Origin of the sequence: Bacillus sp. OxB-1 (assembly GCF_000829195.1) — a bacterium.
Lineage (GTDB): Bacteria > Bacillota > Bacilli > Bacillales_A > Planococcaceae > Sporosarcina.
In genome coordinates this window covers 2,864,638-2,876,472 of record NZ_AP013294.1, presented here as the reverse complement: position 1 = coordinate 2,876,472, position 11,835 = coordinate 2,864,638, and the positions used below count along the sequence as shown (strand labels likewise).

The 11,835-nt window shown below is 43.7% G+C and carries 22 protein-coding genes and 1 riboswitch; of the genes, 21 read left to right on the top strand and 1 reads right to left on the bottom strand.

Translation table 11 applies throughout. The features are described from left to right. The first annotated feature begins 7 nt into the window (after positions 1-7). The 12 genes from OXB_RS18055 (at position 8) to OXB_RS14090 (ending at position 6,177) form a co-directional block, all read left to right on the top strand. The gene (locus tag OXB_RS18055; protein WP_052484058.1) at positions 8-850 is read left to right on the top strand and encodes a phage tail protein; all 843 of its coding nucleotides are present in this window, start codon (positions 8-10) and stop codon (positions 848-850) included. Continuing rightward, a complete protein-coding gene (locus OXB_RS14135) occupies positions 850-1,794 on the top strand; it encodes a hypothetical protein (RefSeq protein WP_041075121.1) in 945 nt (314 codons plus the stop codon). The genes OXB_RS18055 and OXB_RS14135 overlap by 1 nt, the downstream gene beginning before the upstream one ends. 12 nt (positions 1,795-1,806) lie before the next feature. After that, positions 1,807-2,193, top strand: coding sequence for a hypothetical protein (locus OXB_RS14130; RefSeq protein ID WP_052484057.1), 387 nt, complete (start codon positions 1,807-1,809; stop codon positions 2,191-2,193). Position 2,194: 1 nt separating this feature from the next. Further along, positions 2,195-2,335, top strand: coding sequence for a hypothetical protein (locus OXB_RS19075; RefSeq protein ID WP_173426019.1), 141 nt, complete (start codon positions 2,195-2,197; stop codon positions 2,333-2,335). Between the two features lie 128 nt (positions 2,336-2,463). Then, complete coding sequence (locus OXB_RS18050; protein ID WP_052484056.1) at positions 2,464-3,111, top strand: hypothetical protein; 648 nt, start codon at positions 2,464-2,466, stop codon at positions 3,109-3,111. Between the two features lie 51 nt (positions 3,112-3,162). After that, the gene (locus OXB_RS14120) at positions 3,163-3,636 is read left to right on the top strand and encodes a hypothetical protein (RefSeq protein ID WP_041075120.1); all 474 of its coding nucleotides are present in this window, start codon (positions 3,163-3,165) and stop codon (positions 3,634-3,636) included. Positions 3,637-3,704: 68 nt separating this feature from the next. After that, entirely contained in the window at positions 3,705-4,076 is a 372-nt protein-coding gene (locus OXB_RS14115) for a hypothetical protein (RefSeq protein ID WP_041075119.1), read from the top strand. A 13-nt stretch (positions 4,077-4,089) separates the two neighbouring features. Then, positions 4,090-4,425, top strand: coding sequence for a hypothetical protein (locus OXB_RS14110; protein WP_041075118.1), 336 nt, complete (start codon positions 4,090-4,092; stop codon positions 4,423-4,425). After that, positions 4,409-4,765, top strand: coding sequence for a hypothetical protein (locus OXB_RS14105; protein ID WP_052484055.1), 357 nt, complete (start codon positions 4,409-4,411; stop codon positions 4,763-4,765). The genes OXB_RS14110 and OXB_RS14105 overlap by 17 nt, the downstream gene beginning before the upstream one ends. Beyond that, a complete protein-coding gene (locus OXB_RS18045) occupies positions 4,765-5,523 on the top strand; it encodes a peptidoglycan DD-metalloendopeptidase family protein (RefSeq protein ID WP_052484054.1) in 759 nt (252 codons plus the stop codon). Before OXB_RS14105 ends, OXB_RS18045 begins: the two co-directional genes overlap by 1 nt. A gap of 97 nt (positions 5,524-5,620) precedes the next feature. Beyond that, on the top strand, positions 5,621-5,842 hold the full coding sequence (locus OXB_RS14095; protein WP_041075117.1) for a hypothetical protein: 222 nt from the start codon (positions 5,621-5,623) through the stop codon (positions 5,840-5,842). Then, positions 5,839-6,177, top strand: coding sequence for a YolD-like family protein (locus OXB_RS14090; protein WP_052484053.1), 339 nt, complete (start codon positions 5,839-5,841; stop codon positions 6,175-6,177). Before OXB_RS14095 ends, OXB_RS14090 begins: the two co-directional genes overlap by 4 nt. A 13-nt stretch (positions 6,178-6,190) precedes the next feature. Here the strand turns inward: OXB_RS14090 and OXB_RS14085 are convergent, their stop codons facing one another. Continuing rightward, the gene (locus tag OXB_RS14085) at positions 6,191-6,496 is read right to left on the bottom strand and encodes a hypothetical protein (RefSeq protein ID WP_041075116.1); all 306 of its coding nucleotides are present in this window, start codon (positions 6,494-6,496) and stop codon (positions 6,191-6,193) included. A gap of 92 nt (positions 6,497-6,588) precedes the next feature. On the opposite strand from OXB_RS14085, the gene OXB_RS19330 reads away from it, so the two are divergent. The 9 genes from OXB_RS19330 to gcvT all read left to right on the top strand — a co-directional run bounded on the left by OXB_RS19330 (position 6,589) and on the right by gcvT (position 11,831). Further along, on the top strand, positions 6,589-7,629 hold the full coding sequence (locus tag OXB_RS19330; protein ID WP_052484052.1) for an MBL fold metallo-hydrolase: 1,041 nt from the start codon (positions 6,589-6,591) through the stop codon (positions 7,627-7,629). Then, positions 7,626-7,877, top strand: coding sequence for a DUF3006 family protein (locus OXB_RS14075; protein ID WP_041075115.1), 252 nt, complete (start codon positions 7,626-7,628; stop codon positions 7,875-7,877). The genes OXB_RS19330 and OXB_RS14075 overlap by 4 nt, the downstream gene beginning before the upstream one ends. A gap of 287 nt (positions 7,878-8,164) precedes the next feature. Then, a complete protein-coding gene (comGC, locus tag OXB_RS14070; protein ID WP_041075114.1) occupies positions 8,165-8,458 on the top strand; it encodes a competence type IV pilus major pilin ComGC in 294 nt (97 codons plus the stop codon). Further along, complete coding sequence (locus OXB_RS14065; RefSeq protein ID WP_041075113.1) at positions 8,433-8,876, top strand: type II secretion system protein; 444 nt, start codon at positions 8,433-8,435, stop codon at positions 8,874-8,876. Before comGC ends, OXB_RS14065 begins: the two co-directional genes overlap by 26 nt. After that, positions 8,869-9,165 carry a hypothetical protein gene (locus OXB_RS14060; protein WP_052484051.1) on the top strand — a complete coding sequence of 99 codons (297 nt, stop codon included), beginning with the start codon at positions 8,869-8,871 and terminating at the stop codon, positions 9,163-9,165. Before OXB_RS14065 ends, OXB_RS14060 begins: the two co-directional genes overlap by 8 nt. Next, positions 9,153-9,599 carry a competence type IV pilus minor pilin ComGF gene (comGF, locus tag OXB_RS14055; RefSeq protein ID WP_158333721.1) on the top strand — a complete coding sequence of 149 codons (447 nt, stop codon included), beginning with the start codon at positions 9,153-9,155 and terminating at the stop codon, positions 9,597-9,599. The genes OXB_RS14060 and comGF overlap by 13 nt, the downstream gene beginning before the upstream one ends. Next, on the top strand, positions 9,580-9,753 hold the full coding sequence (locus OXB_RS18905; RefSeq protein WP_158333719.1) for a hypothetical protein: 174 nt from the start codon (positions 9,580-9,582) through the stop codon (positions 9,751-9,753). The genes comGF and OXB_RS18905 overlap by 20 nt, the downstream gene beginning before the upstream one ends. Positions 9,754-9,782: 29 nt before the next feature. Next, positions 9,783-10,325 (top strand): shikimate kinase, encoded by a 543-nt coding sequence (locus OXB_RS14050; protein ID WP_041076860.1) that lies wholly within the window; start codon positions 9,783-9,785, stop codon positions 10,323-10,325. Between the two features lie 183 nt (positions 10,326-10,508). Beyond that, a riboswitch (glycine riboswitch) is annotated at positions 10,509-10,600 on the top strand. A gap of 133 nt (positions 10,601-10,733) precedes the next feature. Continuing rightward, on the top strand, positions 10,734-11,831 hold the full coding sequence (gcvT, locus tag OXB_RS14045) for a glycine cleavage system aminomethyltransferase GcvT (RefSeq protein ID WP_041075111.1): 1,098 nt from the start codon (positions 10,734-10,736) through the stop codon (positions 11,829-11,831). Positions 11,832-11,835 lie beyond the last annotated feature (4 nt).

The following is an 11,835-nucleotide window of genomic DNA, read 5'->3' as shown; positions in this document are numbered from 1 at the left end:
TTAGAAAATGGTACAGTACGGAACGATAATTACGAACATCGGCCTAGCCAAGATTACAAATGCTCAAATCACCCAAGATACTGTTGACCTTTTGCACATTGCCCTGGGGGATGGAAACGGAGCTTATTACGTGCCGTCTCAAAGTCAAACCACTTTAAAGAAGGAGGTTTGGCGTGGAGTAATTGCTGATATGTCAGTCAGCGAAAGTAATCCCAATCGCATCTCGGTAAGTGCCTATATCTCCAGTACTGTGGGCGGTTTCACAATAAGGGAGATTGGTCTGTTTGATACAGAAAACAATCTAATAGCTCTATCTCTTTATCCGGAGCAGTACAAGCCCCAACTTTCTGAAGGTGTGTCGGAAGACGTTCTACTTCATTTTGAAATCGAAACGTCAAATGCAAGCGTGGTAAATCTCGCGGTTGATCCGACTATTATTATTGCAAGCAGAAAGTATGTCGATGACAAAGTCGCAAGTGCTATGGGGAATACCTCTCAAAAAGTGGACACTTTACAGACATCGCTTACTGCACATTTGGCGGATTACACGCAATTCAAATCAAATGTACAAGATTTGATAATGATAAAAAGCGACATAGTAATTTTATCTGCGAACTGGATAGATGATAGAGCTATTAGCGGTTTCTGGATTTATGATCTAGCTAATACAGACATTGATGCGAGTACAGTCGTGGATGTAAACATTCATTTATCCTCATTAGAAAACGCAAGCGATTTAAAATCAGCAACAGAAAGTTTCGCTGGATATGTACGTTTATATGCTGATGAAAAGCCAACAACTAATATTACAGCAGACTTGAAGCTGATTAGAGAGTCAGGTGTTGTGTAATGGCAGTAGGGAAAGTAAATGTCGGGAGTAACTTTAAAGAAGTGGAAAAACTAGTAACAATAGATGCTCCCACTGTTTCTAGCGGCCTGCAAATAGTGGATGACGGAGAATTTATATATGGTATAGACAACTCTAAGGCTTTCAAAAAATTTTCCAAAGATGATTCATCAGTTATATTTTCCGCATTAGCCACTGGGTTGGGCACTAATACAGCTATGAATTTGGCGGTAAATAGCAATCATGTAGTGATTACAACGAGTGCTAATCCGCCAACCATACAAATTTATAATAAGTCGGATTTTTCACTGGTCGGTTCTATGGCATCAGGTGCAGTTACTAACGCAGCTATAACGTCTTTAGCTATTGACGAAGAAAGTATCTTCGTTTGGGATAATAACCATACTAACTCAGGAGGCTATCTTAGAAAATATGACATCGCTACGCGGAAGGCGAATGGGAGTGTATTAGTTCAAAACCTGGGTTATGACATACATTTGGACGATACTTATGTGTATGCAAAAAACTCCAACCACACAATTACTAAATTCTTGAAATCCAATTTAAGTTCGGTTGTCGAAGGCGACATAATTGGGTATAGATTTACCATGGATGACGAATATCTCTATGCAAATCAATCGCGAACCATCTACAAAGCGTCTAAAAATGACCTGAAGGTAATCTCTCAGAGGTTAATTTCCGAACTTAATAATACTAACTACGAAACAACTACGGATGATGAGCATCTATATGTCGTTTGCACGGATTCGACCTCTAACAGAGCGTTAGCTAAATTAAAAAAGAAGAACTTCGAGTTTGTATCTGTGAGTGAGCCAGTCGATAATTTCGCCACAACGTTAATAGCTGATAAGAATTATTTATATGTTGCACAAGCCTACACGACTCGTTTCTTAAAGATGTCGAAAGTTTTATATTTAAAAAAATAGGAGGCTTTATACATGCCGATATTTATCAAAAGTAATCATGAAAATCAAGTTGTCTACAGACACAACATGCCTTTTCACGAAAAACATGGACTAGGCAAAACACAGGCGGAATTGGAGCAAGAAGGGCTGTTGGTAGATTACGTCCCGACTCCAGATACGTCCGACAAAACGAAGATGGCCGTTCTGTATATTAATCCCGAAACAAAGGAACTGTATTATCAGTATGAGGATATTCCAGATACTCCAGAGAGCGAAGTGGCTCTACTGCGCAAAGAAAACGCCACGCTACAATCGGCAGTATCAGAACTTACAATGTTCGTTGCATCACAGGATGAAAAAATAGAACAACAAAACCAAGCTATTTCAGAACTATCAATATTAATTGCAGGGGGTATGTGATTTGTTTAACGAAAACAGTGGATTAATAGCAATCTGGGTAGATAATGTAAAAACAGGAAAGTATACACGTGAGCAAGTACCAAAACTAAGTAATTTGCAGGAAGTTGTATGGGCAATTTTAGATGCAGAAAACGCAGCATAAGCTAGCGTTATTTTTTATGGCTTAATGTCGCAGTTGGACGCTTATACGACAAATTATAGCGCACTGTTTTTAGTGCGAAAACCTCCGTTCTTTGATATAATGGATATATCAGGAATGGGGGTTATAATATGTCAACGGTAATAAAAGAAGGTATGACGTTTGGCTACTTGAAGACATTGGCCGTCAAAGAGAATTCTGAGAAAAGACAGTCGTGGTTGTGTGAATGCGTTTGCGGTGAAAAGATTGTAGTTGCTCGAAGGCATTTATTGGGTTATAAAAGCAGAAGAAGTACAAAAAGTTGCGGTTGCATGGAAAAATCACAGGGTGGATTGACGATGAGATATCCACGTATCTATAATTTGTGGGGTGGAATGATAAGGCGTTGTTACGACCCTAGCGCTGATAACTATTCCAGATATGGTGGTTCTGGTGTAAAAGTGGAAGATGTTTGGCGTAACAATTTCCAAGCCTTTCTTGAATGGTCGCTCAAAAACGGATATAAAGAAAATTTAACCATCGATCGCATTGATTCCACAAAACCTTATGGACCAGAAAATTGTAGATGGGCGGATTATTTCACGCAAAACCAGAATAAAGGTATGCACAAAAATAATAAAACCGGTCATATAGGTGTTTACAAGTCTAACAGCGGATACCGAGCCTACATTCAAAGAGATAAAAAAAGAAAATATTTAGGCCACTTCCGTGCGATTGACGAGGCTATAGCCGCAAGAATGAAGGCGGAAGAGCTCTACTCTAAAAATGGTCACTTATAAAGGATATCTCTCTCCCTCTGTCGAATATTGGAAGGTGGAGGGGGAGATATAATGTCTGACGTTTTTACAGAACGAACTCAGCTGGTACCAAAAAATCAATGGATTTGTGATCACTGTGGCGACCTGATTGAAAGTATTGATCGAGGGTGGTTAGAGTGGTATCACGAAGTAGGAACTTATGATAATCATACCGAGACAGGCTTCAGAATTGTGCACGATCATCAACGGTGTATGTATAATCAGAGATCGATGTTTGCTCAAGGAAAATCAGTGAGTGACATGCACTTGGTGGATTTCACGGGCGATAATGGCCTGGTCAGTCTCTTGTCGTTAATTGAAACTAAAAGAATCAAAGATATTGAAGAGTTCTCAGAAATAATAAGAAGAATACACGTCTCTTATTATGAAGAAGCTAGGCAATATTGGACGCAAGCCGAAGAAGATGGATTCTTTGACGGGGCAAATGAAGTCTGGCCTTATTTACCAGAAACATCATTGCAAATCATTAGCAGGTACAGTAGATAATATTTCTATGAGAACGTCCACACCGGGCGTTCTTTTTTATATCCAAAAAAAGGCAGGTGAATGCGGTTGTGCCAGAAAATGCAAACGAGTTAGTAAAAGAATTAACAAAAGTCATGACGGATATAGGCTTGGATATCCGGGAAATCAAAACGACCTTGACGCATTTTGGCGAAAAATTTGACCGAGTACAGAACGATATCGCTGAAGTGAAAATCGCCACGACTGAGACAGAGCACGAAGTGGAAGCGCTGAAAATCAAAATGAACACCGTGGAAATCCAGTCCGCCGATACGAAACACGACGTAGGCATTCTGTTTCAAAAGTTTCGTGAACGCGACAAAAAAAGCGACACCGATCGAAAATGGCTTATCGGTACGGTGCTGACAGTGGTCGGTCTGACAATCACCTATATCACTTTCATTATCAACTATTTAGCGTAAAGAGGTGGGTCGCATGTTGAAAGGTTATCGTGAGTACAGGCGCAGCCTGCCTCCGAAAGTCAAAAAAAACATATCTTTTTCGAAAAAGATACTAATCGTTTCGTGGGTGAGTGGGTCGCTAATCACCATTTATGGACTATGGCTGACCTACCTAATGGTCGTCAAAGGCTACCACGGAGATGTCTCCATCGTCCTGACGGTCCTCGGAGGAGCATTCGCTGAAATTTCGGCGGCCACGTCTTTTTATCTTTGGAAAGAAAAAAATGAAAATATCAACAAGCAGCAGCTTAACCCGGATTATTTAAAGTTGGAAATGGGGGAGGACTTCGGAGATGAATACATTGATTGATAACTACGCCGTGATTATCGGCTTGATCGTACTCCTGTTAGTTGCAGGCAGTGCGATTTTTTATTTTTTTCGACAACCCACTGAAGCGCAGCTAAGGAAAGTACGTGCCTGGCTGCTACTAGCTGTAACACAAGCAGAAAAAGAATTTGGTAGTGGCATGGGTAAAATTAAGCTGAGGACGGTATATGAGTTATTTATTACTCGGTTCACCTGGCTTGCTCGTGTCGTCAGCTTTGATATGTTTTCGGACTTGGTAGACGACGCACTCGAAGAAATGCGGGAAATGCTGAAAAACAATCCACGGGCTTTGGAGTACGTGAATCCGGACGGTGATGTGTAATGTTCATTCGTCCGTGCGAGGGTCGCATTACCTCCTATTTTTCATCCGCTAGGCTCGATCCGGTAAACAAGAAAACGATACGTCCACATTATGGTGTAGATTACGGCAATTCTCCATCCAACAATAATATTGTAGCAGCAGCGGCGGGCAAGGTTCGCATTGCGAGCCGTAGCAATAGCGGGTATGGCAATTATGTCATTATCACTCATGCCAATGGCTGGGAAACAGTGTATGCTCATTTGGCATCTATAGCCGTTAGACCAGGGCAGACCGTGGGGCAAGGCCAAAAGATTGGAGTTAAGGGTACAACCGGTAACTCCACTGGGGTTCATCTTCATTTCGAAGTCCATGCAGGCCGGTGGGATGCCAATTACTCAAAGGTTAGAAACCCCTTGCATTATTTAATAGATCCAGAAGTAAAGCGCCTGCAACAGCTGCTCGTCAATGCTGGCCAAAAGATCGCTATCGATGGCAAGTTTGGTCCTGCAACCGAAGCGGCAGTCAAAGATTTCCAAAAATCGTCAGGGTTAGTTGTAGACGGATCGGCCGGACCGGCGACGATAGCAGCACTCGAAAAGAAAAAGGAGGTAGCAGCAGTGAGCACATTAAATCACACGCCTAGCCCGTCGCATAAGACTGGTTGGGAATGGGCGGAAAAGCAAGGATATATGAATGGCAAATGGCCAAAGGAGCCTTTGACGCGGGAACAGTTTGCGAGCGTGCTAATGAAAGTTGTTGCCGATATGAATAAGAGATGAATGTACAAGCACCCTATCCATTATGGCGGGGTGCCTTTTTATTTGCTTGCAGACAGAACAATTGTTCTATATAATAATTGAAAAGGAGGGAACGAGTGTGCGTAAAATATTGGAGCGGTCGGTAAAGTATGGAGAGGTGCTGGATATGATTTACCTGGCTAAAGACGGCCAAATCAGCAAACGCAGGGTCAAAATGATTCAAGTGGGTGAGGCATCATTCCGTGCTTATTGCTACATGCGGGAGTCTCGAAGAACTTTTCTGATTGACAATGTACTCGCGCTTGTTCCTGTAACAACAAGAGAGAGGGTGATTGTATGATGAACAATAACCGCGATCGAGGCACCATCAAATGGACGGCTATGATGCTGACAGAGCATGTCGAGAAGTTAAGGGAGTGGTACGATGAGGATAACTTTGTACCGCGCCCCGAACTAGATGAATGGGATTTCCAAGCTATCCAAGAAGAACTGGAATTGGCCTTTAAGCGTCAATGCGAGTCCAAAGTAAAAGTGTGGAAGGCCGGCGGTATCGATTTATATATGGGCAAAATTTGCGAACTCGATACTCGACTTGGTTGCATATCAATCGAGGGGCCGTTTGGTCATGATAAGATATCAGTGCATGATATAGTGTCTGTCCAGTGTGTAGATTGAAAAAACGACCGCATCAGCAGTCGTCAGTTAGCACCTTCTCAATTTGAGCCATATCCTCAAACTTGGCAATAGGCATTTTCCTCTTTAAAGTTTTGCCTTCCGCGTCGTATAGGTAAGTACCTTCTTTATCAACCTCGATCAACCTGACTTCTCCCCGCGCTACATCAATTACAGGCATCCTGTAGTATTTCTCTCCGATATGGTAAATAGTTTGCCCGTTGTTTATCAAGAAATCAGAAATGTACCGCTGTAGTTCATGCAGGTCAGAAAACCCCTTGTCCTCTAGTCGCTGATAAACCTCATTAGAATATAGCCTCATTTTGCACCCCTCCAAAAATTTACAGAAACATATAGACATAATACACTACTCCGTACTATGATGATAGGTAAATAGTTTGAGGGGGTATGAGAATGAAAAAGTTTATATCATTGGTAATGACTGTTGTCTTGTTGATCGGTTTATTACCGGCAACAGCTGGCGCAGCACCCAAAGAATTGAAAGTACACTTTATCGATGTTGGCCAAGGGGATGCCATCTTGGTCCAAGCACCTGGCGGTAAAAACATGCTAGTGGATGGCGGGCCTAAATCGGCCGGCGATAAGGTGGTCAAGTTTCTAAAGGCAAAAGGCGTCAAGCGGCTTGATTATGTGGTAGCGACACATCCAGACGCTGATCATATCGGTGGGCTAGAGGCAGTGCTGAACGCTTTCCCGGTAACTAATTTCGTAGACTCCGGCTATCCGCATACCACACAAACCTACTATAATATGTTATCGCTAATCGACAAAAAGAACATCAAATTCACAGTTGCAAAAGAATTGGACAAGCTCGCGCTGGATCCGCAGATGGTCGTCCGGGTTCTGTATGCCGATGAAAATGCGAAAGATAGCAATGACGCATCAATCGTATTAAAGCTTACTTACAACAAAGTATCATTCTTGCTGATGGCTGATGCCAACACGGCAATCGAAGACAAAATCCGAGCTAAATACGATGTAACTGCTACTGTCCTTAAAAACGGACATCACGGCTCCAATACGAGCAGCTCCGCAGCATTTATCAGTAGCGTCAAGCCGAGCGTCGGGATTCTGTCGTATGGAAAAAACAACAGCTATGGACATCCGCATGCGGCAATTGAGGCTCGTCTGAAGAATGTTGGTGCGACAACGTACAAAACAGCGGTACATTGTGACATCACAGTAACCACAAATGGTGTAAAGCATTCTGTATCCACTGGTTGTGGCAGCAAAGCAACGGCACCAGCAAAGCCTGCTCCGAAACCAGCAACTAAGCCGGCACCAAAACCGGCTGCTAAACCTGCGCCAACACAAACTAACTTCAAAAATTGCACCGAGCTGAGAAAGGTGTATCCTAAAGGGGTTTCATCCGGCCATCCGGCATATCAGTCGAAAATGGACCGAGACAAAGACGGATGGGCGTGTGAGCGATGAGGGAAAAAGTAAAATACACACTTGACCGTATTGAAGAAGGGCAGTATGTGTTTCTAGAACATCCCGACGAAGAAAATCAGCTTATTATTCCATTCAATGAAATCAATGCTGAAATTTCAGAGGGTGACATCGTGTTGATTAGCCAATTGGATGCGGGATATGAAATCGAACTTATAATAGGTGAGACTGAAATCACACGCGACAAAGTAAACAGTTTGCTCGAAAAATTGAAGAATAAAAACAAATGAAACGAACAGCCACTGACTCAATCAAGTCGGTGGCTGTTTTAATGTTTTAACATATCGCCAAAATAACTACTAATTATAGAAGGTTTTTTTCAAATGTGGTCTTTTTTTAAAGAAATCACTTTTTCAATCATAATAATGTGGTCTTTTCTGTGGTCCATTCACATAAAAACCACTGAAGTAAACACTGTCAGGTAAATGAAGAAAAGAAAAGCGGCGTATAGTTTGATCTACACCGCATGGCAGCAAGGTTTTACTTGTCCTGAAAATGACAGGAAAAGCAGTTTTAAATGATGATCGTGTTGTTAATTATTTCTATATTAATTTTAGTTGCCATCCCGAACGTGACGAAACATTCGAAGTCCATCGACGAAAAGGGCTGCCAAGCTTATGTGCGGATGGTGCAAGGGCAGGTGGAGGCCTATAAGATGGAGAAGAAGCAGATTCCGAGTTCGATAGGGGAATTATCGGATGCTGATTATCTGCCGGAAGGAGCAAGCTGCCCGGATGGCAGGGAATTGTTCATAGACGGTGACGGGAAAGTGGAAGTGACAGGCCATGCTGGAGAAGCATCGGGGACATAATGAGCATGGGTTCACCTTTCTTGAGATGCTGTTGGTCCTATCCGTCATGGCCATTTTGACAATAATCATCTTGCCGATTGGAGACAAGTGGATCAAGGAGAAGACTGAAAGGGAAGCGATGCAGGCTTTCATTGCAGCCATTTATGACATGCAGGCTTATTCGATTGCGCATAATGCTTATACAAGGATGGCGATCCGGAATGGGGGAAGGGATTATATCACATACGTTTCTTCAGAGGAAATCGCGAGAGGCTCATTTCCGGAAGGGATGTATTACGCCAGCAGTGTCGGTTACAGGGTCGAGTTCCAAGGAGACGGAAATATCGTAAATTCCGGCACTGCCACATTGGTTGGAAAAAGCGGGGATTTTGAAATCCGGTTTCAATTTTTGCGGGGGAGGGTGGTCGTATATGAATGAGAAAGGATATTCGTGGCCGGAAGCAATCCTCACGTTAACGGTCGTCATTGTCATCTTCGGTACGCTTTTGCCATTCGGAGCCCGTATGAGTGCAAATTTCCATGAAAAAAAGAGAGGGATGTATGCGATGGAAGCAGCCTACAAAGGGGCTATCCTTTACCAGGCAATCGGGCAGACGACTGGAATCCTCCGTATTGACGATGTTTCGTATGAATGGGAAGTGTCGGGGGGGACCGTCTGCGTCTCCTACCCGGTTATAGACGGGACGGAAACAAGATGCGCCGGTTGAGGAACGGGATGGATGAGCAAGGGTACACCTTCCTGGAAAGCATCTTTCACTTGCTGATCACAATTGCATTCCTTCAGCTTTTCTTACTGTTTTTTGTGTGGAAAGCTCCCATTGAACGGCAGTTCTCCGATCATTCAGCAACGGAATGGGAACTGTTTGCGATTGATCTGCAACGGTTGTTGACAAATGTCAGTACCCTTGAAATCGCGGATGCAAACAAGCTCAGTTTACGGATTGACCGGTCCACCTATCATGTCAGCCAATCGGGAAATGTCATCCGTTGGCAAAAAGCCGGGGAAGGGCATGTGCCCATCCTCACCAACGTACGTTCAGTGAATTTTACAGTTGACGGGTCAATGATCACAGCTCACGTGACGATGCTGGATGGACTCGTCAGAGAAAGGGGGTTTGCCGTTGGGCTTTATCCGGAATGAACGCGGCGCCATGTTGGCAGCAGCCATTGTTTTACTATTTTTCGTCAGCCTCTTCCTTTTCACCCTCGTTTCATGGCATGATAGTCTAAACAGGACGTTTGACTCCGTTGAGACGTATTATAAAAATGAAACAGTGAAAACTATGCAGCAATAATGAGGTTTTTGCAATAGATGGGTGATGAAATGAAGAAAGTTTATTTAATCGGCTACATGGGAAGTGGTAAAAGTGCAATCGGTCGACGGTTAAGCTATGTCGTCAAAATGCCGTTTTATGATATGGATCAAGAAATCGTGAAAAAAATGGGGATGTCCATCGCTGAAATTTTCGAGACGTATGGAGAGGAGCGTTTCCGTGAGATGGAAACCGAATTTCTTCAAACATTCCGGGATGAAAGTTGCATCATTGCGACAGGAGGAGGCGTGCCGGTTCGAAAAGTGAACCGGGATATCATGCGAAGCACAGGACTGGTCTTTTTCTTGAATGCCCCATTCCAAAACATATGGCAACGCATAGCCAAACCGAAAAAGCGGCCGATTGTGCAGCGGTCCACCCGCGCCGGTCTGGAAAGCCTGTATGAAGAACGGAAGCCGGCTTATTTGGCTGCGGCCCATTTCAAAGTGGAAACAAAGAATCGGACATTGCGGGAAATTACGGATTATATCGCCTTTCAAATTTACCGATTAAAATGGGAGGCCAAGCCAAAGGAAACCGCCGGGAAAAAATGAAGCAACAGATTTGAAATAGCATGAAATATAGATCGAATGCCAAAATCCGAAAGATAACATTCTTTTATGTTGTATTGTTCGGAAATGAAGCGAACTCTTAAAAACAATTGCGCTTTCTCATTCGTAATGTTAAGATATATGGCGATAGGACATTTCGTGTCTAGACATAATCGAATACTGCGAATGATTGTATGTGGAGAGTACGCGAAAGCGTCGCCGAAGGAGCAAGTAACAGAGGTTGCGAATCTCTCAGGCAAAAAGACTCATACATGACGCGTCTCTGGAGAGCGCCGGATGAGCCGGCCACCAACGAGGAAAGCCGCAAGGTCAATCTTTCAGGTAACAGGACAGAGGTTCTCAATTAGGGAACCTCTGTCTTTTTTTATCATTTTTTAGGGGGAATGCGGTGTGGCAGAAGGATTAAAACGGACTGCTCTTTTTGACAGCTATAAAGAGTACGGCGGCAAGACAATTGATTTTGGCGGATGGGAGCTGCCTGTCCAATTTTCGGGCATCAAAGCGGAACATGAGGCTGTTCGGACGAAAGCCGGGCTTTTCGATGTTTCCCATATGGGGGAAGTCGTCGTAAGCGGGGACGGGGCTCTGTCTTATTTACAGAAACTTGTGACGAATGATGTTTCCAAGTTGAAAACAGGCCAAGCGCAATACACTGTAATGTGTTACGACGATGGCGGTACGATTGACGATCTTCTCATTTACAAGCGTGACGAAAATGATTACTTCCTCGTCGTGAATGCGTCTAACATTGAAAAAGACGTGGATTGGCTGAAGCAGCATGCGACCGATGATGTGACGGTCGATGACCAGTCCGCTTCCTTTGCCTTATTGGCGCTGCAAGGGCCCGCTGCTCAAACGGTGCTTCAAAGGTTGACGGATGAACCGTTGGAAGAGATCAAATTCTTCCGGTTCAAAGACAATGTTGACGTAGACGGGCATTCGGTCATGATTTCGCGGACCGGATATACGGGAGAGGATGGATTTGAAATCTATGGTTCCCCTGATGCGATCGTAGCCCTGTGGCCGGCAATCCTGGAAGCTGGAGCGGAAGAAGGGATCGTTCCAGCTGGTTTGGGAGCAAGGGACACCTTGCGTTTTGAAGCCGGCTTGCCATTATATGGGCAGGAGCTGTCAAAAGACATCTCCCCATTGGAAGCGGGGCTCGGCTTTGTCGTCAAAACGAATAAGGAGGCAGACTTCATTGGGAAATCTGCACTCGTCCAACAAAAAGAACACGGTGCACCACGGAAACTGATCGGAATAGAAATGATCGATAAAGGAATCCCGCGCACGGGGTATAAAGTGTTTTTGGACGATGAAGAGATCGGTGAAGTGACAACGGGTACCCAATCGCCGACATTGAAAAAGAATATCGGCTTCGCTTTATTGAAAAGCGAACACACTGCCGAAGGGACTGAAGTGTTTGTCGAAATTCGGAATAAGCGCCTCAAAGCAGTCATTATTGCAACACCGTTTTACAAACGATAATTGA